The sequence below is a fragment of the Nonomuraea sp. NPDC050451 genome (assembly GCF_044458585.1).
On sequence record NZ_JBITHZ010000009.1, the window covers coordinates 227940 to 251837 of the forward strand.

The 23898-nt window shown below is 68.9% G+C and carries 25 protein-coding genes; 14 read left to right on the plus strand and 11 right to left on the minus strand.

The window, feature by feature from the left end; genetic code table 11:
* Positions 1 to 26 precede the first annotated feature (26 nt).
* On the minus strand, positions 27 to 956 hold the full coding sequence (locus ACIBI9_RS27890) for a LysR family transcriptional regulator (RefSeq protein ID WP_185068521.1): 930 nt from the start codon (positions 954 to 956) through the stop codon (positions 27 to 29).
* A 134-nt stretch (positions 957 to 1090) separates the two neighbouring features.
* On the opposite strand from ACIBI9_RS27890, the gene ACIBI9_RS27895 reads away from it, so the two are divergent.
* The 4 genes from ACIBI9_RS27895 to ACIBI9_RS27910 all read left to right on the plus strand — a co-directional run bounded on the left by ACIBI9_RS27895 (position 1091) and on the right by ACIBI9_RS27910 (position 5761).
* On the plus strand, positions 1091 to 1840 hold the full coding sequence (locus ACIBI9_RS27895) for a succinate dehydrogenase cytochrome b subunit (RefSeq protein WP_397225788.1): 750 nt from the start codon (positions 1091 to 1093) through the stop codon (positions 1838 to 1840).
* Positions 1840 to 3762 carry a fumarate reductase/succinate dehydrogenase flavoprotein subunit gene (locus ACIBI9_RS27900; protein ID WP_397225790.1) on the plus strand — a complete coding sequence of 641 codons (1923 nt, stop codon included), beginning with the start codon at positions 1840 to 1842 and terminating at the stop codon, positions 3760 to 3762. Before ACIBI9_RS27895 ends, ACIBI9_RS27900 begins: the two co-directional genes overlap by 1 nt.
* Positions 3759 to 4499, plus strand: coding sequence for a succinate dehydrogenase/fumarate reductase iron-sulfur subunit (locus ACIBI9_RS27905; RefSeq protein WP_397225792.1), 741 nt, complete (start codon positions 3759 to 3761; stop codon positions 4497 to 4499). Before ACIBI9_RS27900 ends, ACIBI9_RS27905 begins: the two co-directional genes overlap by 4 nt.
* 416 nt (positions 4500 to 4915) lie before the next feature.
* Positions 4916 to 5761 carry an alpha/beta hydrolase gene (locus ACIBI9_RS27910; protein ID WP_397225794.1) on the plus strand — a complete coding sequence of 282 codons (846 nt, stop codon included), beginning with the start codon at positions 4916 to 4918 and terminating at the stop codon, positions 5759 to 5761.
* On the opposite strand, the gene ACIBI9_RS27915 is transcribed toward ACIBI9_RS27910, so the two are convergent.
* Positions 5738 to 6982 (minus strand): helix-turn-helix domain-containing protein, encoded by a 1245-nt coding sequence (locus ACIBI9_RS27915; RefSeq protein ID WP_397225796.1) that lies wholly within the window; start codon positions 6980 to 6982, stop codon positions 5738 to 5740. The two genes, ACIBI9_RS27910 and ACIBI9_RS27915, sit on opposite strands and share 24 nt — an antisense overlap.
* 259 nt (positions 6983 to 7241) lie before the next feature.
* Here ACIBI9_RS27915 and ACIBI9_RS27920 point away from each other — a divergent pair, with 259 nt between their 5' ends.
* The 6 genes from ACIBI9_RS27920 (at position 7242) to ACIBI9_RS27945 (ending at position 11044) form a co-directional block, all read left to right on the plus strand.
* Positions 7242 to 7457: a DUF397 domain-containing protein gene (locus ACIBI9_RS27920; protein ID WP_397225798.1), complete on the plus strand. Its 216-nt coding sequence runs from the start codon at positions 7242 to 7244 to the stop codon at positions 7455 to 7457.
* Positions 7458 to 7530: 73 nt separating this feature from the next.
* Positions 7531 to 7953, plus strand: a complete 423-nt coding sequence (locus ACIBI9_RS27925; protein ID WP_397225800.1) for a hypothetical protein — start codon at positions 7531 to 7533, stop codon at positions 7951 to 7953.
* Positions 7954 to 8128: 175 nt separating this feature from the next.
* Positions 8129 to 8425, plus strand: a complete 297-nt coding sequence (locus ACIBI9_RS27930) for an antibiotic biosynthesis monooxygenase family protein (protein ID WP_397225802.1) — start codon at positions 8129 to 8131, stop codon at positions 8423 to 8425.
* A 72-nt stretch (positions 8426 to 8497) separates the two neighbouring features.
* Positions 8498 to 8983 (plus strand): MarR family winged helix-turn-helix transcriptional regulator, encoded by a 486-nt coding sequence (locus ACIBI9_RS27935; RefSeq protein ID WP_397225804.1) that lies wholly within the window; start codon positions 8498 to 8500, stop codon positions 8981 to 8983.
* A 117-nt stretch (positions 8984 to 9100) separates the two neighbouring features.
* Positions 9101 to 9772, plus strand: a complete 672-nt coding sequence (locus tag ACIBI9_RS27940; protein ID WP_397225806.1) for a nitroreductase — start codon at positions 9101 to 9103, stop codon at positions 9770 to 9772.
* A 117-nt stretch (positions 9773 to 9889) separates the two neighbouring features.
* Positions 9890 to 11044 (plus strand): RtcB family protein, encoded by a 1155-nt coding sequence (locus tag ACIBI9_RS27945; protein ID WP_397225808.1) that lies wholly within the window; start codon positions 9890 to 9892, stop codon positions 11042 to 11044.
* On the opposite strand, the gene ACIBI9_RS27950 is transcribed toward ACIBI9_RS27945, so the two are convergent.
* A complete protein-coding gene (locus tag ACIBI9_RS27950) occupies positions 11032 to 11826 on the minus strand; it encodes an SDR family NAD(P)-dependent oxidoreductase (protein ID WP_397225810.1) in 795 nt (264 codons plus the stop codon). The two genes, ACIBI9_RS27945 and ACIBI9_RS27950, sit on opposite strands and share 13 nt — an antisense overlap.
* A complete protein-coding gene (locus ACIBI9_RS27955; RefSeq protein WP_397225812.1) occupies positions 11823 to 13253 on the minus strand; it encodes a DHA2 family efflux MFS transporter permease subunit in 1431 nt (476 codons plus the stop codon). The genes ACIBI9_RS27950 and ACIBI9_RS27955 overlap by 4 nt, the downstream gene beginning before the upstream one ends.
* Before the next feature lie 80 nt (positions 13254 to 13333).
* Here ACIBI9_RS27955 and ACIBI9_RS27960 point away from each other — a divergent pair, with 80 nt between their 5' ends.
* The 3 genes from ACIBI9_RS27960 to ACIBI9_RS27970 are packed head-to-tail and all read left to right on the plus strand — an operon-like array spanning position 13334 to position 14664.
* Positions 13334 to 13957 carry a TetR/AcrR family transcriptional regulator gene (locus tag ACIBI9_RS27960; protein WP_397225815.1) on the plus strand — a complete coding sequence of 208 codons (624 nt, stop codon included), beginning with the start codon at positions 13334 to 13336 and terminating at the stop codon, positions 13955 to 13957.
* Between the two features lie 54 nt (positions 13958 to 14011).
* Entirely contained in the window at positions 14012 to 14260 is a 249-nt protein-coding gene (locus tag ACIBI9_RS27965; RefSeq protein ID WP_185068507.1) for a hypothetical protein, read from the plus strand.
* On the plus strand, positions 14257 to 14664 hold the full coding sequence (locus ACIBI9_RS27970) for a hypothetical protein (protein ID WP_364850923.1): 408 nt from the start codon (positions 14257 to 14259) through the stop codon (positions 14662 to 14664). The genes ACIBI9_RS27965 and ACIBI9_RS27970 overlap by 4 nt, the downstream gene beginning before the upstream one ends.
* A gap of 66 nt (positions 14665 to 14730) precedes the next feature.
* Here the strand turns inward: ACIBI9_RS27970 and ACIBI9_RS27975 are convergent, their stop codons facing one another.
* Complete coding sequence (locus ACIBI9_RS27975; RefSeq protein WP_397225817.1) at positions 14731 to 14946, minus strand: hypothetical protein; 216 nt, start codon at positions 14944 to 14946, stop codon at positions 14731 to 14733.
* Between the two features lie 88 nt (positions 14947 to 15034).
* Complete coding sequence (locus tag ACIBI9_RS27980; RefSeq protein WP_397225819.1) at positions 15035 to 16114, minus strand: serine hydrolase domain-containing protein; 1080 nt, start codon at positions 16112 to 16114, stop codon at positions 15035 to 15037.
* Positions 16115 to 16176: 62 nt separating this feature from the next.
* On the opposite strand from ACIBI9_RS27980, the gene ACIBI9_RS27985 reads away from it, so the two are divergent.
* Positions 16177 to 16857 carry a phosphotransferase gene (locus tag ACIBI9_RS27985; RefSeq protein WP_397225821.1) on the plus strand — a complete coding sequence of 227 codons (681 nt, stop codon included), beginning with the start codon at positions 16177 to 16179 and terminating at the stop codon, positions 16855 to 16857.
* A 7-nt stretch (positions 16858 to 16864) separates the two neighbouring features.
* Here the strand turns inward: ACIBI9_RS27985 and ACIBI9_RS27990 are convergent, their stop codons facing one another.
* From ACIBI9_RS27990 to ACIBI9_RS28010, 5 genes are read right to left on the minus strand one after another with little or no spacing between them, the layout of a single operon-like run.
* Positions 16865 to 17485 carry a phosphotransferase gene (locus ACIBI9_RS27990; RefSeq protein WP_397225823.1) on the minus strand — a complete coding sequence of 207 codons (621 nt, stop codon included), beginning with the start codon at positions 17483 to 17485 and terminating at the stop codon, positions 16865 to 16867.
* A gap of 48 nt (positions 17486 to 17533) precedes the next feature.
* Positions 17534 to 18214 (minus strand): respiratory nitrate reductase subunit gamma, encoded by a 681-nt coding sequence (gene narI / locus ACIBI9_RS27995; protein ID WP_397225825.1) that lies wholly within the window; start codon positions 18212 to 18214, stop codon positions 17534 to 17536.
* Positions 18211 to 18777, minus strand: coding sequence for a nitrate reductase molybdenum cofactor assembly chaperone (gene narJ, locus ACIBI9_RS28000; protein ID WP_397225827.1), 567 nt, complete (start codon positions 18775 to 18777; stop codon positions 18211 to 18213). Before narJ ends, narI begins: the two co-directional genes overlap by 4 nt.
* Positions 18774 to 20381: a nitrate reductase subunit beta gene (narH, locus tag ACIBI9_RS28005; protein WP_397225829.1), complete on the minus strand. Its 1608-nt coding sequence runs from the start codon at positions 20379 to 20381 to the stop codon at positions 18774 to 18776. The genes narJ and narH overlap by 4 nt, the downstream gene beginning before the upstream one ends.
* The gene (locus tag ACIBI9_RS28010) at positions 20381 to 23875 is read right to left on the minus strand and encodes a nitrate reductase subunit alpha (RefSeq protein WP_397225831.1); all 3495 of its coding nucleotides are present in this window, start codon (positions 23873 to 23875) and stop codon (positions 20381 to 20383) included. The genes narH and ACIBI9_RS28010 overlap by 1 nt, the downstream gene beginning before the upstream one ends.
* Positions 23876 to 23898: the final 23 nt, after the last annotated feature.

Genomic DNA, 23898 nt, shown 5'->3' on the forward strand with positions numbered 1-23898 from the left:
CTCACCAGGGAGTCGGGCTGTCCAGGTCATTCTGCGATGAGATCCACCCCTTGCGGAAGCGTGCCCTCGTGACCGGCCTCCACGACGAACGACAGCAGGGTCTCCCTGAACGCCTGGGCGGCCCTGGTCGGCTCGACGTCCTTGCGCTGGGCCAGCGCGATCGTACGGCTGAGCCCCGGCGGCGCGAGCGGCGTGCCGGACAGCCCCGGGCGCCCGTCGAGCACCATCGAGGGCACCACGGCCACGCCCAGCCCCGCCTCCACGAACCGCAGCACGGCGTCCATCTCGCCGCCCTGCACCGCGAACCTGGGCTCGAACCCGGCCTGCCGGCAGGCCGCCAGCGTGGCCTCCCGAAGGTCGTAGCCGCGCCTGAACATCACCATCTGGCGCCCGCGCAGGGCCTCGATCTCCATGTACGGGCCCTTCGGCCGCTCATGGGAGGGGGCGGCCACCACCAGGTTCTCCCGCAGGATCTCCTCGGTCACCAGCGAGGGGTCGTCGCTCTGCAGCGGCATGATGATCAGCGACAGGTCGAGCTGCCCCCGCGCGAGCGCCCTGACGAGGTCACGCGAGCCGCCCTCCTCCACCAGCAGCTCGATCCCCGGGTACGCGCGGTGGAAGCGGGCCAGCGCGTCTGCCATCAGCCCCGCGCAGAGCGACGGCGTGGCGCCGAGCCGCACCCGGCCCCGGCGGAGCCCGGCGAGCTGGGCCACCTCCTGCCTGGCGGTGTCGGCGTCGGCGAGGATCCTGCGGGCGAGCGGTAGCAGCGCCTCACCGGCCGGCGTCAGCGTGACGTTGCCCCGGGCCCGGGAGAACAGCGGGGCGCCCAGATCGGCCTCCAGGGCCTTGATCTGCTTGCTGAGCGACGGCTGCGCGACTCTCATGCGCTCGGCCGCCTGGGTGAAGTGCCTGGCCTCCGCGACCGCCACGAAGTACGCGAGTTGTTGCAACTGCATGTGATTTTCCTCGCACCGAGCGGCGTCATTTCCGTGGGGCGACCGTACAAACCAAGCATCATAGCCGGTGGCTATCGAAACCAGACCCGTCATGACTTGGACGGATGATTGCTGGATACCTAGCGTTTGGAGACGTGACTGCCACGATAGAGCGCGGCGCAGCCACCGCGCCTGTTACCGCTCGCAAGAACGCTCCAACGAGCAGGAGGCCCGGCGGGTTCCTGCGCTCGTCGAACGGCAAGAAAGCCGTCATGGCCGTCACGGGGGCCGTGATGGTGCTCTTCCTCGTCCTCCACATGCTGGGCAACCTCAAGATCTTCCTGGGCAGGGACTCGTTCAACGAGTACGCCCACGCGCTGCGTACGCTCCTGGAGCCGATCGCGCCCTATCGAACGGTGCTGACCCTGCTCGAGGTCGTCCTCGTCGCGTCGGTCGTCCTGCACATGTGGGCCGCGATCTCGCTGTCCCGCCGCGCCCACCAGGCCAGGCCCGTCAAGTACGTCGCCAAGAAGTCGCAGGCGAACGGCTACGCGACGCACATCATGCGGTTCGGTGGCCTCACGATCCTGCTCTTCCTCGTCTGGCACCTGCTGGACCTCACCTTCGGCGTCGTGAACCCCAAGGGCTTCGACTCCGCGCCCGCCGACCGGATGATCGCCGGCTTCGACGCCTCCCGGTGGTGGGTGACCCTGATCTACGTGGTCGCCGTCGTCATGGTCGGCCTGCACCTGCGGCACGGCATCTGGAGCGCCTTCCAGACCCTCGGCTGGGCCAACCGGACGCGTAACAAGGCTCTCCGGCCGGTCGCCGGGCTGGTGTCCGCCCTGCTGGTCATCGGGTTCCTCGCGCCGCCGCTCGCGATCACCTTCGGAGTTGTTAAGTAATGAAATATACGGAAGGCCCGGAGATTCGGGACAGCAAGGCTCCGGCCGGTCCCATCGAGGAGCGGTGGGAGAAGCGGAAGTTCAGCGCGAAGCTGGTCAACCCCGCCAACAAGCGCAAGCTCAACGTGATCGTGGTCGGCACCGGCCTGGCGGGCGGCTCGGCCGCGGCGACGCTGGGCGAGCTGGGCTACAACGTCAAGTCGTTCTGCTACCAGGACACGCCGCGCCGCGCGCACTCCATCGCCGCGCAGGGCGGGATCAACGCCGCCAAGAACTACCGCGGTGACGGCGACAGCATTTACCGGCTCTTCTACGACACGGTCAAGGGCGGCGACTTCCGCGCCCGCGAGTCGAACGTCTACCGCCTGGCCCAGGTCTCGGTGAACATCATCGACCAGGCCGTGGCCCAGGGCGTCCCCTTCGCCCGCGAGTACGGCGGCCTGCTCGACACCCGCTCCTTCGGCGGCGCCCAGGTCTCCCGTACGTTCTACGCCCGCGGCCAGACGGGCCAGCAGCTCCTGCTGGGCGCCTACCAGGCGCTGGAGCGGCAGATCGCGGCCGGGACCGTGACCATGCACACCCGGCACGAGATGCTCGACGTGATCGTCTCCGACGGGCGGGCCCGCGGCGTCATCGTGCGCGACATGGTGACCGGCGAGATCGAGCGCCACATCGCCGACGCCGTGGTGCTGGCCACCGGCGGCTACGGCAACGTGTTCTTCCTGTCCACGAACGCCAAGGGCTGCAACACGACGGCGATCTGGCGGGCGCACGAGCGCGGCGCGTACTTCGCCAACCCCTGCTACACGCAGATCCACCCGACCTGCATCCCCGTCTCCGGCGAGTACCAGTCGAAGCTGACGCTGATGTCGGAGTCGCTGCGCAACGACGGCCGCGTCTGGGTGCCGCTGCGCAAGAACGACACCCGCGCCCCCGGCGACATCCCGGACGAGGAGCGCGACTACTACCTGGAGCGGATCTACCCCGCCTTCGGCAACCTCGTCCCGCGTGACATCGCCTCCCGCGCCGCCAAGAACGTCTGCGACGAGGGCCGCGGCGTCGGCCCCGGCGGTCTGGGCGTCTACCTGGACTTCCGCGACGCCATCGCCCGCCTCGGGCGCGACGCCGTGGAGAAGAAGTACGGCAACCTCTTCGAGATGTACGAGCGCATCACCGGTGAGAACCCGTACGACGTGCCGATGCGCATCTACCCGGCCGTCCACTACACGATGGGCGGGCTGTGGGTGGACTACGACCTGCAGTCCACGATCCCGGGCCTGTTCGTCATCGGCGAGGCCAACTTCTCCGACCACGGCGCCAACCGCCTCGGCGCCTCGGCCCTGATGCAGGGCCTGGCCGACGGCTACTTCGTCCTGCCGACCACCCTCGGCGACTACCTGGCCGCCGGGCCGTTCGGCGACGTGGACGAGGAGGCCGTGGCGGAGGCCGAGATCAAGGTCCGGAGCAAGATCGACCGGCTCCTGGCCGTGAACGGCACCCGTACCCCCGACTCCTTCCACCGCGAGCTGGGCAAGCTCATGTGGGACTACTGCGGCATGGAGCGCACCGAGGAGTCGCTGCGCAAGGCGCTGGAGCGCATCCCTGAGCTGCGTGCAGAGTTCTGGCAGAACGTCAAGGTCAGCGGCACGGCCGAGGAGCTGAACCAGGTCCTGGAGAAGGCCGGCCGCGTCGCCGACTTCTTCGACCTGGCCGAGCTCATGTGCCTGGACGCCCTGGTCCGCACGGAGTCCTGCGGCGGCCACTTCCGCGCCGAGTCCCAGGACGCCGACGGCGAGGCGCTGCGCGACGACGAGCACTTCGCGCACGTGTCGGCCTGGGAGTCCTCGCCCGACGGGCCGGTGCTGCACAAGGAAGCGCTCGAGTACGAGTACGTCAAGATGAGCCAGCGGAGCTACAAGTGAACCTGACCCTCAAGGTCTGGCGCCAGAACGGCCCTACCGACTCCGGCCGGATGGTGACCTACCGGGTGGAAGACGTCTCGCCGGACATGTCCTTCCTGGAGATGCTGGACGTCCTCAACGAGCGTCTCATCCTGGAGGGCGACGACCCGATCGCCTTCGACCACGACTGCCGCGAGGGCATCTGCGGCATGTGCGGCATGGTCATCAACGGCGTCGCGCACGGGGAACAGCGCGCGACGACGACGTGCCAGCTGCACATGCGTCACTTCGAGGACGGCGCCACGATCACCATCGAGCCGTGGCGCGCCGCCCCCTTCCCGGTCGTCAAGGACCTGGTCGTGGACCGCAGCGCCTTCGACCGGATCATCCAGGCGGGCGGCTTCGTCTCGGTCCCGGCCGGCTCGGCCCCGGACGCCCACAGCATCCCCGTACGCAAGGAGGACGCGGACGCGGCCTTCGACGCGGCGACCTGCATCGGCTGCGGCGCGTGCGTGGCGGCCTGCCCGAACGGCTCCGCCTCCCTGTTCACCGCCGCCAAGATCACCCACCTGAGCCTGCTGCCCCAGGGCCAGCCGGAGCGCCTGTCCCGCGCCAAGGCCATGGTGGACCAGATGGACGCGGAGGGGTTCGGCGGCTGCACGAACACGGGAGAGTGCACGGCGGTGTGCCCCAAGGGCATCCCGCTGGACACCATCGCCCAGATGAACACCGACTACCTGAAGGCCAACGCCAAGTAGTACACCCGTCGCCCATCTGGACAGTGGGCCGTCAGATGCCCGCCCCGAGCAAAAAGGGCTTCCCAAGGGAGCGCTTCGCGCTCGGGGCTCAGGCTGTCTCTTATCAAGGCGCCTATCGGCGCACCCCACGCCTTCGGCGACTGGTTGGGCCCGCCCGTTGCCCGATTACCGGCTGGGCCTGCTGGAGCCCACCCCGGACCAAGGTCCTCGCCCAGCAGGGGCATGCCTGGCAGCAATTCGACAATGCGTTGGAATGGTCTTCGCCGACGTCAACGTCGCCGCCTCGCTCGTCCGAACGCGTGTCACCCGGAGACGCGATTGCTCTGAAGGCGACGTGACAGGGCTCCTGGATGAGATGCGACGACAACGTCCGTGCGCTCAGCGCCGATAGCCGCCGTATTGTCGATGCCGTCCGTATGCTGCTGGTCGTGACTCCAATCGCACGCGAAGTCGCCTTCCGCTCCCTCGACGGACTCGAACTCCGCGGCACCATGGTTGTCCCTGACGTGCCAGAGGGGACACCGACAACGGTATTGGTGCACGGTGGCGGCGTCACTCGCGAGGAAGGCGGCTTCTTCAGTCGTCTGGCGCTTGGTCTGGCAGATGCCGGTCTGCCATCGCTGCGCTTCGACTTCCGAGCCCACGGCGAGAGCGACGGCAGGCAAGAAGACCTGACGATTGCCGGTGTCGTCAACGACATCCGGGCGGCAGTCGACTATGTATGCGCCGAACTGGGCAGTGAGCAGACGAACATCGTCGGTGCAAGTTTTGGCGGTGGGATATCGGCCTTCTACGCATCGCGCCACCCGGAAGCCGTGCATCGGCTGGTGCTGTTCAATCCGCTGCTCAACTATAAGAAGCGCTTCGTGGATGACAAGCCGTACTGGCAGGATGGCTACGTCAACGAGGACGCTGGACAGGAGTTGGCCGCGCAGGGCTTTGTGCGCCACTCGCCGACCTTCAAGCTGGGACGAGCGCTGCTCAACGAAGTGTTCTACCTCCAACCGCACAAGGAGCTAGGTAATATCACCACGCCGACGCTGCTGGTGCACGGCACCGATGACACGTTCATTCCAGTGCAGTCGTCGCGGGATGCGGTCCGCCAGTTCGGAGGGGATGCCCGGCTCATCGAAATAGAGGGTGCCCAACACGGCATCGCCGTCCACGATGATCCTCGTTATGCCGATCCGCGGACTCAGGAGTGGCAAGCCTACGTCATCCGCACAGTGGTCGAGTGGCTAAGCAAGGATGGCGTAACGTAGCTCGCGCACGCTTTCCCTGTGCTGCCAGGGCTGCAACCGTCCGATGAGTCGCAAAATCTCCAGACGGGTGCGGGCTGAATTGGTTTCCTGTGCCAGCGTCAAGGCTTCAAGACCACTGGTTGCTGCCTGGTCCGGTTGCTCGGCCGCTGCAAATGCCTCACCCTTCAGCGCGAGGAAGTAGCCGTAATCCCTCCGCGAGAATGCTTGTGGCGAGAGCCACCGCTCATAAGTCTCGATGGCTCGCTCGGACTCGCCTGACTCCTGGTGGCAGATGGCGACTTGCAGGCTGAACAAGGGTTCATCGTAGTGAGCGGCGATTCCGGTTGCCTTGCCGTCCTGTGTCAGCAGGTCACGTGCCAGTTCAAGCTTCGACTCGATCAGCTTCGTGTCGCCATCGAGCATGGCGAGACCTCTGGCCTCCTGCTGGACCGCTTCGGCTTGCACGTGAGGTGGCAAGCGCCATGGTCCTTCCTGGGCGGCCACGGCAAGGGCGAGCATCCTTTGCGCATCGCGCTGATCCCATGCCGATTGGCTCTTTTTCAGTAGCACGTACCCTTGCATGGGGAAATCACTCGTCGCCTGAGCCCATTCCATCGCACGGTCGCGCCAGTAGCCGGCCGGCTCCGGCATCGCAATATCGCGGTACAGCCAGCCGGCAAGCTCAGCAGTCCGTGCCCCGACTTTGAACAGAGAGTGCCGCACATCTGGTTTTGCTTCCTTCGCCATATCCTCGATGGCGGCAACCAGGCCAAGGGCCGTTGGAATGCTCTGTCTGGGCTCGCGCGTGCGATCGTTGGCAGCACAATCGACAAGTTGGCGCTCAAGATGAGCAGCCACTTCCTTATCGGCGTACCGGCGGGCATCGTTGATCGCCATCGCGATGTGCTTCAGGTCTTCCAAGCCGATGGCGGGCAATGTGACGGCGGCAAGGCCACGTCTCAAGAAGGTGCGGCGCAGCAGTTCGCTCAGATCCTCCCATTCATCCCTATGCGGCTGCGGTGCCGGAGCGCAGTCCGGTGGGGGCGGCAATCGGGCCACCAGTCTGCCGTTGGCTCCGAGAGCCCTGTCGAGTGCTGTTGCGATGGCCAGGCTGGGTGCCCGTCGTCCGTTTTCGAGATCGGAGATGTGGCTCTTGCCGCAGTTGGCCAGCCGCGCTACGTCCCGGATGGACATATCACCACGTAGGCGTCGAAGTGCCTCGCCGAACGTTTCAGTGCCCATGCGGCGCTCCCTGTCATGTCCGCATGACTGTCCGCAGCGGCTGCGGACACCATGCGGACAGTCCACCCCTAGACCATGACTCTCTGTATTGGCAACGCTACTTCGTGGGCTGCTTTCTCGGAGTCTGCTGCATAAAGGCGGCCCCGACCCGGCGTCCGAACGCCCACGGCGGGCCAAAGGATTCCAACCCCCCAGGCGCAACCGCGCGCATGGGAAGTCCGCCCCATGACTCAAGGGGCTCGAACGAGAGGAGATCCGCGTGAGGGATCTGTACGGTCAACCGCTCGGCGACGTGCCGTTCACCCGACTGTGCGGCGGCAACCAGCAGGAGGAGACGATGGAGTCCTGCGTGCTGATCGCCCCGATTCCGGGTGTCGAGGACGCCTATGCGCTGCGTGACTCGAAGAACCCGGACGCCGGGACACTCCGGTTCACCGGTGCCGAGCTGCGTGCCACCGGCATGACCACCATCTAGGCACAGCGTGAGACGGCGGTCCCTGCCTGATCGAAGCAAGCAGGGGCCGCCCCCAGCACTCTACGGGAGCGCCATGATCATGCACTGGCATGCCTACCAGTGGATCGGCAACGGTGCCGAGCGTGCCAACGAGGCCGAGCGCCGTACTGGCTCGCCTGATTTCCCCACATCGGTCTTGCCGCCGATGCGGACCGGCGACTGGCTGGCCAAGCCCGCCTCTCGGATCGCGGCCACCTTCCACGACGTGGGTGAGGCGGCCGACTGGCTGGCGGCCGAGTACGGCAAGGTCCGTGGTGTACTGCTCGCGCCGGAGCGCATCACGCTGCGGGAGCGGCTTGACCACGCTCGCGACCTGCTGCCGCGCGGCGTTGACGTGCAGTGGGGCGAGTGGCTGCAGGGCGGCCGCTTCGTCAGCATCGGCGTGATCTGCTGCCCGAACCGACACGTTCCCCACCCCTGCCCGCTCGGTAGGCGAGCCGAGGGCGGCGCCCCATGAGCGGCGATGCGGGTCCCGCATCCCAGAGGCACGCCGGCGCGCCACGGAAGTGATCGACAGGTACCGCTGGGAGCCGTGCCCGCACCTTCGGTCACCTAAGATGATTGTCACTAAATTTGACTATAATAAATTGTGACTATATCGTTCGGTGGCAGAACCGATCGAGGAGATGACGATGACGACCTTCGTGGAGCTGACGCGTTTCAAAGTGGCGCCGGACCAGGGCGAGGCGTTGCTGGCCGCCCGGCCCGCCATGTTGGCGGATTTCCGTGCAGACCGGGAGGGCTTCCTGGACGCCCGCCTCGTACGGCTGCCGGGCGAGGAGTGGCTGGACATCGTCGAGTGGCGGTCGGAAGACGACTTCGCCGCCTCCCGTGCCAAGGGCGCCAACCTGCCCGGCATCGCCGCGTTCTTCGCGGCCATCGCCGAGGTGGTGGGTGACGAGCAGGGCACGCTGGCCGACCCGGAGTGAGACCGCTGAGCCGGACGGCGTTAATTTCATGCGATACCGTATCGAATGAAATGATGGCGGTAGCATGCTCTTATGACCGCCGACGTTCCTCGCGAAGCCGCCGCCTCACGTGCGACCGACCGCCCCGGAGATCCCTCGCCCTTCGCTCTCGGCCTGCTGCTGCGCCAGGCGCACTGGCGAGCGGCCACGGTGATGACGGAGGCGCTCCGGCCGCTCGGCATCGAGCTGCGGCATTTCGCCGTGCTGATCGTGCTGGTCAACCGCGGGCCCACGGTGCAGCGCGACCTGGCGGCGGCGACGGGATCGGACAAGGCGGGAATCATGCGGGTCGTGGACGACCTGGAGCGCAAGGGGCTGGCCGTACGCAAGGCCGTTCCGGGGGACCGGCGGGTGCGGGCTGTGGAGATCACGCCTCAGGGCGTCGAGCTTTTCGACGCGGCCCATGTGGCGGCGGAGCCGCTGGCCGAGCGTCTGGTTGCCGATCTGGGGCCTGGCGAGCGCGAGCAGCTGAGAGATCTGCTGACCCGGTTCGCCTATCCCGCAGGTGGTGAGGCGTAGGCGCTTCGTTCTGTGCGGCTTCGCGGCGAACCTGGCCTTGAGCAGTGCCACCATCGTCGCTCCTGAACGCGTCGGCTACCGTAACGGAATTAGATGCGTTGAGCCGATGGGGGGTCGGTGATCTTGGACGTATACGAGGCGGTCACGAGTCGACGGGCGGTGCGGGGATTCGACGACCGGCCTGTCCCAAGGGAAGTGCTGGAACGCGTGCTGTCCGCCGCGGCCTGGTCGCCGTCCGGATCGAACCTCCAGCCCTGGCACGCCTATGTGCTGACGGGCGAGCCGTTGGCCGAGCTCAAGAAGCGCGCCGGCGAGCGCGTGGCCGCGGGCGATCCCTGGGACGAGCGGGAGTACGAGATGTACCCGTCCGCACTGAAGTCCCCCTACCATGAGCGCCGATCCGCCTTCGGCAAGGAGCGCTACAGCGCGCTCGGCATTACGCGCGACGACTGGGAGTCGCGCCAGAGGGCCGCTTCCGCGAACTGGCAGTGCTTCGGCGCGCCCGCCGCCCTGTTCTGCTACATCGACCGCGACATGGGCCGGCCCCAATGGGCCGACCTCGGCATGTTTCTGCAGAGCGTCATGCTGCTGCTGCGCGCCGAAGGGCTGCACAGTTGCCCGCAGATGGCGTGGTCGGTCTATCGCAAGACCGTCGCGGAGGTCCTAACACCCCCGGACGGGCTCGTCCTCTTCTGCGGCATGTCGATCGGGTTCGAGGACGTCACGGTGGATTACATCCGTACGGGCCGCGCGCCACTCGACGAGACGGTCACGTTCGTCGAGGGTTAGCCCACTTGTCACAGAGATCAACCTCGCCCGCCCGTCAAACTCGGCTTCGGTAAAATAGGTGGGAAAATCCTTCCTGGTCACGCCACACTGATCAAGAACCAGTGAGGAGATTTCACCGTGCCGAACCAGCCCGCACCCAACCTGCTGTCGTGGGCCAGCGAGATCGACGAAGGCGCGATCACGCAGGCCGCTCGCACCGCACGCCTGCCGTTCGTCTCCGGCCACGTCGCTCTCATGCCCGACGCGCACGTCGGCATCGGTGCGACGGTCGGCTCGGTGATCCCCACGGAGAACGCGATCATCCCGGCCGCCGTCGGCGTGGACATCGGCTGCGGCATGGTGGCCACCGAGACGACGCTCACGGCCGCCGACCTGCCCGAGACCCTCGCCGCCCTGATGCCGATGGTGGAGCACCGCATCCCCGCCGGCGTCGGCAAGGGGCACGAAGACCCGGCGGTCGACCGCGCGCTCAGCGACCTCGGGCTCCCGCACACCGACCTCACCCCCAAGCAGACCAAGAAGGTGAGCGACCAGTTCGGCACGCTCGGCTCGGGCAACCACTTCGTCGAGGTCTGCCTGGACGAGCGGGACCACGTCTGGACGGTCCTGCACTCGGGGTCGCGCGGCATCGGCAACCAGCTCGCCCAGATGCACATCACGGGCGCGAAGAAGCTGATGAAGCAGCAGGCCCTCAGCCTGGAGGACCCGGACCTGGCGTATCTCGTGCAGAGCACGCCGGAGTTCACCGCGTACATCGAGGACATGCTGTGGGCCCAGCACTACGCCATGGCCTCGCGGGCGCGGATGGACAGGGTCCTGATCAACGCCCTGTTCAAGGTCGTCGGCAAGGGCGAGCGGGTCCGCACGATCAATTGTCACCATAACTTTACGCAGCAGGAGACCCACTACGGCAAGACGTTGTGGATCACCCGCAAGGGGGCCATCAAGGCCGACACCGGTGACGAGGGCGTGATCCCGGGTTCGATGGGCACGCGCTCGTACATCGTGCGCGGTCGCGGTAACCCCGAGTCGTACAACTCGTGCTCCCACGGTGCGGGCCGCCGCATGTCGCGGACGAAGGCGAAGCGGGAGCTGTCCGCGGCTTCCCTCACCGCGGCGATGAGCGGCCGCACCTGGAACGCGGATCGGGCCGCCGCGCTGGTGGACGAGCATCCCGAGGCGTACAAGTCGATCGACCAGGTGATGGCGGACCAGCGGGATCTCGTGGAGGTCCAGCACACGCTCCGCCAGATCTTCAACTACAAGGGATAGGACACTCGGTTCCCCGTCGAGTCGATCACCTTCAGCGTGCGCTCGTGGAGTCGCTCCGCGGCGGCCGGGTCGAAGGGCCCGGGGTCGAGGGCGATCCGGCGCTCTCGGATGAAGGCGCTGAGCGGCTCGGCGGGCGGGTCGTCGATGCGGGCGACGATCGGCTTGATGCCCTCCTCGACCGGCAGTCCGTGCTTCTTGAGCGCCTCCACGTGCGCGGCGGTCGCCGCGTCGTACTCGCCGGCGACGCTCGTCGAGACGCCTCCGGGGTGGATGAGGACATAGCGCGTGCGGCCGCCGTGCCGGGCGGCGAAGGCCACGCCGAGCAGGTCGTTCGCCTTGCCGGCCTGGAATTGGGCGGTCACGCCGTCGTACCCGCGCTCGAGCATGAGGTCGTTCCAGTGGATGAGGTCGGTCGGCTGGCCCGGGCCTGACACGTTCACGATGAGGCGAGGTGCGGTGAGGCCGTAGCTGAGGAGGAAGCGGCTCAGGTAGTCCAGCGCGAAGGTCCCCTCCATGCCCTCCGCCGTCACGAACCGGTGCGTGCGGAAGTAGCGCGCGCACAACACGAGCGCGTCCACGACCGGGAACCTGACGTTGACCTCGTCGATCACCCGCCGATTCGCGCTGATCAAGCTCAGATCCGCGGGGATGAACACGGCCCCGGGGAGAGCCTTGGACCTGTCGCGGCCGATGACGGCCACGGCGTCGCCCCGTTCGAGGTAAGTGCGGGCGAGCGCCCGTCCCATGCCGTCCGTGCCGCCGCTGATCACCAGTGTCCTCATGATGCGCTCCTCGCCGGCTCCGCTTCCCGTACGGGTTCCGTACGGGGGCGGCCCGGCAGCAGTGGGACGGCGGCCAGGACGATCGCGATCACGGCCACGACGAGCCAGAAGATGCCGTGGAAGCCGATGATCACTTCTCCGGCGGTCTGGAGGATGAGCGTGACCACGGCGACGCCGAGCGCGGCGCCGAGCTGGTTGAGCATGTAGAGCACCGAGCTGCCCTGCGCCACCATGGACGGCGGGAGCGCCCGGTAGAGGGAGCCCATCGCGGGTGCGCTGAAGCACCCGCTGCCCAGCCCGATCGTGAACGCCGCCAGCGCCGGCCAGATCTCGGGCGTGTTCGCGCCGATCCGGGTGAAGGCCAGCGCGCTGAGGCCGGCCACGAGCGCGCCGCCGGTGGCCAGGCCGCGGGCGCCGATGCGGTCCGAGAGCCGCCCGGCCAGCGGCATGGCGACCGCGCCGCCGAGCCCGAGTGGCGCCATCAGCAGCCCGGCGGCGAGCACGCCGTGCCCGTGGGCCTGCTGGTAGTAGAGGGGTAGGGCGAACAGGGCGGCGAAGAGGGCCAGCCCGCCGAGGCCCATGATCGCGACGCTGGCGCTGAAGCCCCGGCTGGTGAACAACCGCAGGTCGATCAGAGGTGGCGTCCCGCCTGGGGCGTGCCGGGCGTGTACGGCGTAGGCGAGGAGCAGGGCCAGGCCCGCGCCCAGCGGGAGCAGGGCCTGCCAGGCGGTGAAGGCCCCCTGTTCGGCCGTCTGCGACAGGGCCAGGACGACGGCCGCGAACCCGGGCCCGAGCAGCGCCAGCCCCACGACGTCGAGCCGCGCCGACGCCCCGGCGGGCGGCTCGTCGGCGGGGACCACGCGCAGCGCGAGCAGCAGCGCCACCAGGCCGAAGGGCACGCTGAGCAGGAACATCCACCGCCACGACAGCCCGGCCAGTACGGCGCCGCCCGCGATCGGCCCGAGCACGGGGCCCAGGGACAGGACGACGCCCATCAGGCCCATCACCCGCCCGGCCCGGCGCGGCCCGGCGGCGCGGGCCAGGAGGATCAACACGAGGGGGTCGAGCAGCCCGGCCCCGAACCCCTGGACCACGCGGAAGACGATCAGGACGCCCACGTTCCAGGCGAGCCCGGCCCCGAGCGAGCCGGCGAGGAACAGCGCCAGCCCGGCCAGCCACAGCCGCTTGCCGCCGAACCGGTCGACGGCCCAGGTGGTGAACGGGATGGTGGCCGTCACGGCCAGCAGGAACCCGGTGGACGTCCAGCCGATCGTGCTCAGTGAGGTGTGGAAGGTCGTGGCCAGGGTGTCGACGGCGACGGCGGCCATCGTGCTGTTGAGGATGCCCAGCAGGCCGCCGAGCAGGATCACGCCGATCATGCCCAGCAGCCGCGCGTCCAGCCGGTCGTCCGGCATATTTGAACTCATGGGTTCAAAGTAGTTACCTCGTACGTTCGTTCGCAACCCGTACGTCCATGAAGTTGAACCGGCGGGTACAATTCGGAGGTATGGTCACCACCTCGCGCGGGCGCATCGACAAGCGGCAGGCGATCCTGGAGGGCGCGTTCGCCGTGTTCGCCCGGCTCGGTTACGCGCAGGCGTGCGTGCAGGACATCGCGGACGAGGCGGGCGTGGCCAAGCCGACGGTCTACAACCACATGACGGACAAGGCCACCCTGTTCAGGAGCGCCGTGGAGGCCGCCGCGCAGATGACGCTGAACGCCCGCCTGGCCGCCCTGGAACCGCTGGCCGACCCGGGCGAGGACCTGCGTGCCACGCTGGAGGGCGTCGCCGACGAGCTGCTCCGCCTGCACACCGACGGGCGCTCGTGCGCGCTGCGTCGGCTGCTCTACGCGGAGATCATCCGCTTCCCCGACATACTCGACATCGTCAAGGAGAGCGGCCCGGACCGCCTCAACCAGGCCCTCGCCGACCGGATGGCCCGGCTCGCGCTCGCGGGGCGCCTGCGTGCCACCGATCCCGACACGGCGGCCGAGCAGTTCATGGCCCTGCTCGTCGGCCCGCTGGAGGCCCGTTCCCAGATGGGCACCCGTACGATCCCTGAGGACGAGCTGCGAGAGCTGGCGCGCGCCGCGGTGCGGGCGTTCCTCGACGCCTGGGGTGCTGACTAATCTCGCCGACAAGGTCCCTTGTCGGTGATGGGCAAGCTATATAGTCTGCCGCGTGTGGTGGAACGAGACGACTATGCGGCCATCCGCGATCGGATCATCGGGCTCTCCCACACCCATGGCTTGCGCTGCGACTGGGCGGAAACGACGAAACGCCAGCGATTCCTCCTGCTGTGGGACGCCGAGGGCCGTGTCGCGGCCCGCGCGATCGTCCCGCTCTACCCTGGGGAGACCCCGCACCTGGTGGACTCCCTCGAACGGGGGCTCGCGCACCTGTTCGGTGACGACTGGCTGGAGGATCCATGACCGCGGACCGCGTTGACGTTCACATCACCCTCGCGGGCAGCCTGTGGCTGGCCCAGGTGGACGGCGTGGCCGGCGGCATGTCCGCCCGCACGTTGAAGGAGCTGCACGGGGACGTCGCCGAGGGGCTGCCGTTCCTCTTCGCCGACCGCCCCCAGCCGCCCAAGCCCGTCTACCACTACGCGCTGCCCGGCCTGTCGGAGCAGGACCTCGACGACTTCGCCGCTCTCCAGCGCCAGGCCGCCGCGATCGCCGAGGACTACACGCGCACGCTCAAGAAGCGCGTCAAGCACATGCACGAGCTCGGCCTGTCGGACGGGGACATCGGCGAGCTGCTCGGCCTGACCAAGCAGCGCATCCAGCAGATCCGCAGCAGCACGAACGACGAGTCCCGCCAGGTCTCCTAGAGTCGCCCTCCTCCCGGCACGCGAACGGCGCCCCCTCTCGCGAGGAGGCGCCGCCGGGAATGGGGACTACCTGACCCAGAGGTAGTACCAGCCGGTGGCGTTAAGCGTGCACTTGTACTCGTCCCAGCCCTCACGCTGGTACGACTGGCCCATGTCTACACACTTCGAGTAGCTGGTGTATTCGCCGATGTATGTCCAGCCGGCCGCCTGCGCCGGGGCGGCGATACCGATGGCGGCCAGAGCCGCGATACCCGCGGCGACGATACCTGCACGAACGCGCATGCGTGATCTTCCCTTTCTACGGGGGGCCTCTCGCATACAACGATCATGGACGGCCCTATAAGACCGCTACAGAGCGGCCACAAAACCGTCAGGAGGACAAAGCCTCGTAGGCGGCCAGCAGGAAACCCATGCCACGGTCGTCGCCCTGGTCGAGCATCCGGTTCATCACGTACGCCACCGTCATGCGGGCGTCGAGGTCGATCACGACCAGCGAGCCGCCCATCCCGCCCCAGAAGCACGTGCGCGGCTCGAGCAGCCCGTAGCCCATGCCGTACCACATCCGCGTGCCCAGAACCCGGTCGAAGCCCCGGAACTGCTCCTCGACGGCACGCGCGCAGCCCTCCTCCGACAGCAGCCGCACGCCTCGGACCGTCCCGCCACAGGCCAGGACCGACTGTACGAGGCCGACCGAGCGGGCGTTGCCGTGCCCGTTCGCGGCCGGGATCTCGGCGCGCCGCCAGGGCGTGGTGTTGGCCTCCTCGGGCCGCAGCAGGGGATTGGCGGGCAGGTCGGACGGGGGTTCCATGAGCGTCGGGGGCGGGATGACGGGGGAGACCCGGGGGTCGTGCTCGGCGGCGAGGCCGATGTGGAAGTCCGCCCCCAGCGGCCCGGCCACCTCCTCGGCGAAGAAGGCGCCCAGGCTGCGCCCGGTGACGCGGCGGACGACCTCCCCGACCAGGAAACCCTGGGTGGCCGCGTGGTATCCGGCCTCGGTGCCCGGCTCCCAGCGCGGCGCCTGCCCGGCCAGCCGCGTCGTGGCCAGCTGCCAGTCGTAGAGGTCCTCGACCGTCATCGGCTCGTCCCAGACGGGCAGGCCGGCGGTGTGGGAGAGCAGGTGGCGTACGAGCACGCGCTCCTTGCCCGCGGCGGCGAACTCCGGCCAGTAGGCGGCGACCGGCGCGGCCAGGTCGAGCTCGCCCCGGTCGGCGAGGATCAGCGCGCACAGCGCCGTCATCGGCTTGGTGGTCGACCAGACGTTGGTGATGGTGTCGCGTTCCCAGGGGACGGTTCGGGCCGCGTCGGCGTACCCGCCCCAGATGTCCACCACCGGCTCGCCGTCCACGTAGACGGCCACCGAGGCGCCGACGTCGTCCTTGGCCAGCGAGGCGGCCAGCATCTCGCGCACCTCGCCGAAGCGGTCCTCGCACACACCGTGTATCTCGGCCATGGACGGAACCTAGCCCGCGTCCCCGTCGGCGGGCCACGGCTTTTTTGACTAGGTTGTGGCGCATGGAGGTCGGCGAGCTGCTGGGATCCGGGCGCACCGCGGACGTGTACGCGATCGATGACGAGCGGGTCTTACGCCGCTACCGGATACCGATCGACGCGCGGCGGGAGGCGGCGGTCATCGCGCACGTGGCCGGCCACGGATATCCGGTGCCCGAGCTCTACCCCGACGCGTGGGCGGCCACCGACCTGGTGATGGGGCGGCTGTCGGGGCCGACGATGTTGCGGGCGATGCTCGACGGGGAGATCACGGCCGAGGAGGCGGGCGCGACCGTCGCCCGGTTGCTGCGGCGGCTGCACGAGATCCCGGCACTGGCGTGCGCCGATCCCGGTGACCGGGTGCTGCATCTGGACCTGCATCCCGACAACGTCATGCTCACGCCCCGAGGGCCGGTCGTGATCGACTGGTGCAACAGCCAGGACGGGCCTCCCGGGTTCGACTGCGCGATGTCCGCGGTGATCTTCGCGCAGGCGGCCGTGGACGAGATCGAGTTCGCCGACGTGGCGCGGCGGGGCCTCGTCGCGCTGGTCGCCGGGCTGGGCCCCGCCATGGACTTCGGCGACGGGCTCGACCGGGCCAGGGCGCGCCGGGCCGCCGACAAGGCGCTCACCGAGCGGGAGGTCGGGCTGCTGGACGCGGCGGTGGCGTCGATCCGCGGCTTGAGGCAGCCCGGGGCGGGCTGAGGCGCCGCTACTCCGTCCAGGCGGCCGTGGTTTCGAGGCGTTCGCGCCAGAGCTTCTCGCCCGCCCCGCCGGGCTCCCAGCGGGAGCAGAAGTCGATCAGGTCGCGGCAGCGCGCCACCATGGCCTCCTGGCGCTCCTCCCACGAGGGGACGGGCCCGTCGTACGCGGCGAAGAAGCGCGAGAGCAGCGGAACGTGCTCCGGGTGATGGCTGCGGATGATCCACTCGCACCACGCGAGGTCCTCGACCGGGCGCCCGGGGTGGGCCCACTCCCAGTCGAGGATCGCGGCCGTCCGGAACGTGGCCGGGTCGAACAGCATGTTCTGCGGGCCGAAGTCGCCGTGCACGATCCCCAGCCGGTGGATGCCGGACAGGGCCCGGCCGCACTCGGCGAGCACCTCGGCGGCGTGCCCCTCGTCGATGAGGTCCTGGCCGTGGGTGCCGGAGACGAAGCGGGTGGTCAGGCTGGTCGAGGTGACCTGGTGAACGCGGGGGACCGGCAGCCGGCCGCGCAGCCGGCGCAGGTATCTGCTCTCCGTGCCCAGCCGGAACGCCGCCTCCGGCCCCTGGTAGCACTTCACGACCAGGGCGCCGTCGCCGACTGTGCTGTTGGTGTACCCGTGCTTCACAAGGGTTGATTCTCGCCTACTCCCACCCCTGCCAGACGCCCCGGCACGCTATCGCGTGCGACTCCGATACACGATGTAAGGACGGAACAAATACCCCAACGGGGCGGAAAGAGCGTGCACCAGGCGGCTGAACGGGAAAAGTACGAACAGTGCCATCCCGATGAGCGTGTGCACCTTGTAAAGGACGTTGGCCTGACGCATCGCGGCGGCGTCCGGCTGGAGGATGAAGATGCTGCGGAACCAGGGCGCGACCGTGGTCCGGTAGCTGACCTCGCTGGGCACGAACCCTGTGACCGTCGTCACCACGCCCGCCACGATCGAGGCGGCCAGCACCGCGTACATCGTCTTGTCGTTGGCCGTGGTCGCCATGAACACCGGGCCGGTGGCGCGGCGGCGGTAGATCAGCAGGCCCAGCCCCACCAGCGTGACCAGGCCCGCGAGCCCGCCCCAGACGAGCGCGTTCATGTGGTAGGCGGCGTTGGACACGCCGATCGCGTCGGTCCAGCTCACCGGGATCAGCAGGCCCGTGACGTGGCCGACGATCACGAAGATCAGGCCGTAGTGGAACAGCGGGCTGGCCACGCGCAGCAGCGGGCTCTCGTAGAGCTGGGACGAGCGGGTCGTCCAGCCGAACTTGTCGTAGCGGTAGCGCCAGATCAGCCCGCCCACGAAGACGAGCAGGGTCAGGTACGGCATGACCACCCAGAGCGTGCTCTCCGCCCAGCTCACAGGTAACCTCCTACGGTCTCGGCCGGCGGCCCGGCCTGGGCCAGGCGCGTGGTCTGGAGCCGCTCGGCGGCGGTGATCGGCGGCAGGGCCGCGCACACCGCGCCGATCACGTACGCGTACGGCGAGTCGCGATCGGTCAGGGCCGTGAGCAGCAGCTCCAGCCCCGGCCTGTGCTCCTTGAGCAGCTCGGCGCCCGAAGGATCGAGCGCGGCGAACTCCAGCATCACCGGCAGGAAGTCGGGCAGTTCGTCGTCCATCAGCTCCCACCCGGCCGCCCGGTAGCGCTGTTTCAGGGCAGCCAGCGACCGGCCGCGGCGGCGGGTGTCGCCGTCGGTGTAGTAGGTGAGGTAGAGGCAGCAGCGCCGGTGCAGGTCGAACGTCTCCACGTAGTGCGCGGCCAGCTCGCCGGGCCCGAGGTCGGAGGCGCGCGACAGGAACGTCCCGAAGTGCGGCTCGGCGGCCTCCTTGATGAGCGGCAGCCGGTTCCAGAAGCGCTCGTCGGGATAGGCGAGGAGGTGGGCGGCGGCCTGCCAGACGACGGCGCCGATGACGGCACTGCTCATGGTCTTCTCCTCTTGAGCGGGAACAGGCCGGCTGGGGTGCCGCGGCCGTCCCAGTTGAGCAGGTTCACCCGCTCGTGGGTGACCTCGTCGCCGGTCTGGCGCTGCTTCAGGCTGTGGAAGGTCTCCACCGAGACCGGGACGGGCCGGCCCGACGCCTCGCCGAACGGGGCCTGCATGCCGGGTCCGCCGTCGTAGTCGAGGCTGCAGCCGCCCTCCTCCACGATCCCGGGCGGGATGTTCCCGAAGGCGGTCGGGATCACGTACCGCTCGTCGTACTTGGCCAGGGCCAGCAGCCGGTACATTTCGCGTACCTGTTCCTCCGACAGGCCCGTGTCCGCCAGGACGGGCGGCTCGCCCAGGTTGACCGAGCGCATGTACGAGCGCATCGCCGCCAGCCGGCGCAGCGCGGCGGTCACGGGCGCCGGGTCGCCGGCGGTGAACAGCTCGGCCAGGTAGCCGACGGGGATGCGGAGCGACTCGATGGCGGCGAACAGGTTGACCGCGTCCTCGCCGTCGTGGCCGCCTCCGGAGAGCGCGTCGACGACGGGGGAGAGCGGCGGGACGTACCAGACCATCGGCAGGGTGCGGTACTCCGGGTGCAACGGCAGCGCTATCCGATATTTCTTGATCAGGTCGTACACCGGGGATCTCCGCGCCGCCTCCACCCAGTCGGCGGGCAGCCCCGCCTCGTCCACCGCCGGGTCGTTCGGGTCGACGAACAGGTCCAGCTGGGCCTCGTACAGGTCACGCTCGTCGGCCACCGAGGCGGCCGCCGCCACGCGTTCGGCGTCGTACAGCAGGACCCCGAGGTAGCGCAGGCGCCCGACGCAGGTCTCCGAGCAGACCGTCGGGAGCCCGACCTCCACCCGCGGGTAGCAGAAATGGCACTTCTCCGCTTTGCCGGTCTTGTGGTTGAAGTACATCTTCTTGTACGGGCAGCCCGTCACGCACATGCGCCAGCCCCGGCACTTGTCCTGGTCCACGAGCACGATGCCGTCCTCGGCCCGCTTGTACAGGGCGCCCGACGGGCACGAGGCCACGCACGACGGGTTGAGGCAGTGCTCGCAGATGCGCGGCAGGTAGAACATGAACGCCTGCTCGAAGGCCAGCTTGACCTGGTCCGACACCTTGGCGAGCACGGGGTCGGGCGACGGGTCGCCGCCGAGGTCGTCGTCCCAGTTGGCGCTCCACTCGATCTTGGTGGGCCGGTTGCTGATGAGCGACCTGGGCGGCGCGACGGGGACGTCCTCGGAGAGGGGCGCCCTGATGAGGTTCTCGTAGTCGTACGTCCAGGGCTCGTAGTAGTCCCGGAGCGCGGGCATGAGGGGGTTGGCGAAGATGGTGAGCAGCTTGCGGAGGCGGCCGCCCGCCCTGAGCTTGAGCCTGCCCCGCTTGTCGAGCGTCCAGCCGCCGCGCCAGCGGTCCTGGTCCTCGTAGCGCCTCGGGTAGCCCTGGCCCGGGCGGGTCTCGACGTTGTTGAACCAGACGTACTCGACGCCCGCCCGGTTGGTCCAGGTCTGCTTGCAGGTGACCGAGCAGGTGTGGCAGCCGATGCACTTGTCCAGGTTCATCACCATGGCGATCTGGGCCATGATCGTGGCCATCAGAAGCGCACCTCCTGTGATCTGCGGCGGATGGTGGTGATCTCGTCGCGCTGGTTGCCGGTGGGGCCGAAGTAGTTGAAGCCGTACGAGAGCTGGGCGTAACCGCCGATCATGTGGGTGGGCTTGATGAGCACCCTGGTCAGCGCGTTGTGGATGCCGCCCCTGCGGCCGGTCGCCTCAGACTTGGGCACGTCGATCAGGCGCTCCTGCGCGTGGTACATGTACACCGTGCCCTTCGGCATGCGGTGCGAGACGATCGCCCTGGCCACGACCACGCCGTTGCGGTTGACCGCCTCGATCCAGTCGTTGTCCGCAATGCCGAGCCCGGCCGCGTCCTCGACCGACATCCAGATCGTCGGGCCGCCCCTCGACAGCGACAGCATGAGCAGGTTGTCCTGGAACTCGGAGTGGATCGACCACTTGCTGTGCGGGGTCAGGTAGCGCAGCGTTCCGGTCTCGCCCAGCAGCGCCGCCAGGTCCAGCGGCGGGCGGTAGATCGGCAGCGACTCGCCGTACTCGTGCATCCAGTCGTGGTCGAGGAAGAAGTGCATGCGGCCGGTGAGCGTGTGCCAGGGCTTGCCGTTCTCGACGTTGATCGTGAAGGGGGAGTAGCGGCGCTCGTGCGACTCCTTGCCCGACCACTCGGGGCTGGCGGCGACGGACACCGGCCTGGCCTGGGTGTCGGAGAAGACGATCCGGTGCCAGACGTTGACCAGGTCCTCGAAGTCGGTGCCCGTACGCTCGGCGAGCTGCCTGAAGCCCTGCGCGGCCAGCCTGCCGTTGCTGACGCCCGACAGCGCCAGGATCGCCTCGCACGCCTTGGCGTCGGTGTCGAGCACCGGCCGGCCCTTGGCCGGGCCGCGCGGCACCAGGCCGCACGCCTGGCCCAGCCAGGCCACCTCCTCGTCGGGCATGAACGTCACGCCCTTGACCGGGATCCCCAGCTTCTCCGTGAGGGGGCCGAGCGCCGACAGCTTCTCGGCGATGGCGCCGTAGTCGCGCTCCACCACCTTGAGCTCGGGCCCGCCGCCCACCGCCAGCTCGCCCGGGGTGTCGTGCTGGTACGCCGTCGCGACCACGTCCCTGCGGACGCCGAGGTGCTTCTCGCCGAGCTCGCTGAAGGTGCGGGCGATCGCATGAAAGGCAGAAAAATCGGTTTTTGTCTCCCAGGGTGGGCTGATCGCCGGGTTGAACGCGTGCACGAACGGGTGCATGTCCGTGGACGACAGGTCGTGCTTCTCGTACCAGGTGGCGGCCGGGAGCACGATGTCGGAGAAGATCGTCGAGGACGTCATCCTGAAGTCGAGCGTGACCAGGAGGTCCAGCTTGCCGCTCGGGGCCCGGCTGTCGGGGTCCTCCAGGTTGGAGATGGCGCCGAGGAGGTGGTGCTGGAAGTACTCGCTGCCCTTGGCGGAGGAGCCGAGGAGGTTCGAGCGCCAGAGCGTGAGCACGCGGGGCCAGTTGCGCGGGTCGTCCGGACGTTCGGCGGCGTATCCGAGCCGGCCCGAGCGCAGCTCCTCGCGCGTGTAGGCGATGGGGTCGTCGGCGTCGCCGAGCTCCAGGGGGTTGCGGTCGAACGTCGGGGCCATCGGCATCCAGCCGTTCCTGACGGCCTCCGCCACCAGCTCCGCGGTGTGCTTGCCGCGGAACTTGCCGGGGCCGAGGGGCGAGGCCAGGTCGCCCGCGTCGAAGTGGTCGTAGCGCCACTGATCGGTGTGCAGGTACCAGTACGGCGTGCCCGGGACCTGCCGTGGCGGCCGCGCCCAGTCGAGGGCGCCCGCCAGCAGTGCCCAGCCGGCCAGGGGGCGGCATTTCTCCTGGCCCACGTAGTGCGCCCAGCCGCCGCCGTTGCGGCCCTGGCAGCCGGTCAACAGGAGGAGCGACAGGAACGCCCGGTACATCGTGTCGCCGTGGAACCACTGCGTGGTGCCCGCCCCGAGGATGATCATGCAGCGGCCCCGGGTCGACTCGGCCGTCCTCGCGAACTCTCTGGCGATCTTCACCATCCTCTGGGCGGGCACGCCCGTGATCGCCTCCTGCCAGGCCGGCGTGTACGGCTCCCCGGCGTCCTCGTAGCCCGCCGGCCAGACGCCCGGGAGCCCGTCGCGCGCCACCCCGTACTGGGCCAGCAGCAGGTCGAACACCGTGGTCACCAGGTGCTCCCCGACCCTGGTCACCGGGACGCCCCTGCGTACCGATCGGCCGCCGTCGAAGCGGGGCAGCAGGACCTCGGCCGGCTCGCCCCCGTACAGGGTGAGCTTGGGGTCGGTGCCGAGGTCGAGGTTCCAGCGGCCCTTGCCGGACTCGGTCCAGCGGAAGCCGGCCGAGCCGTTCGGCACGACGGGCTCGCCGGTCTCCGACATGAGCACGGTCTTCCACTCGGCCGCCTCCTCCTCGGAGCCCAGGTCCCTGGCCGTGAGGAACCTGCCGGGCACGTACGCGCCCGCGCGCTCCTCCAGCCGGACGAGGAACGGCAGGTCGGTGAAGCGCTTGACGTAGTCGGTGAAGTAGGGCGTCCCGCGCTCGACGAAGAACTCCTTCAGCAGCACGTGCCCCATGGCCATGGCCAGCGCGCCGTCCGTGCCGGGCCGCACGCTGACGAACTCGTCGGCGAACTTGGCGGCGTCGCTGTAGTCGGGGGAGACCACGACGACCTTCTGGCCCCGGTAGCGGGCCTCGGCCATCCAGTGCGCGTCGGGGGTGCGGGTGACGGGGACGTTCGCGCCCCACATCATCAGGTACGCGGCGTCCCACCAGTCGGCGGACTCCGGCACGTCGGTCTGGTCGCCGAACACCTGGGGGGAGGCGACGGGCAGGTCGGCGTACCAGTCGTAGAAGGAGAGCATGGCGCCGCCGATCAGCGACAGGAACCGGGAGCCGACCGCCTGGGAGACCATCGACATGGCCGGGATGGGGGAGAAGCCGGCGATCCGGTCGGGGCCGTACCGCTGGATGGTGTAGACGTGGGCGGCGGCGATCATCTCGGTGGCGAGGTCCCAGCTGACGCGGACGAGGCCGCCAGTGCCTCGGGCGGACTGGTAGCGCCGCCTTTTCAACGGGTTCTTCACGACATATGCCCATGCGTCCACCGGGTCGCCGTTCAGGCGTTTCTTCGCTTCCAGGTACATCTCGACCAGGACGCGCCGGGCGTACGGGTAGCGGACCCGGGTCGGCGAGTAGGTGTACCAGGAGAAGGCGGCGCCGCGGGGGCAGCCGCGCGGCTCGTACTCGGGGCGGTCGGGGCCCACGCTCGGGTAGTCGGTCTCCTGCGCCTCCCACGTGATGATGCCGTCCTTGACGAACACCTTCCACGAGCACGAGCCCGTGCAGTTCACGCCGTGCGTGGAGCGGACCACCTTGTCGTGACTCCATCGGTCGCGGTAGAAGACGTCTCCCTCCACGCCGCCTTTCAGATAGATGGTGTGCAGATCGGCGCTGGTGACCGACCTGCGCAGATAGCGACCGGTCTTCAGCAGGAGCTCCTCTGCACTCATACCCCCACTTCATCACAGATGGT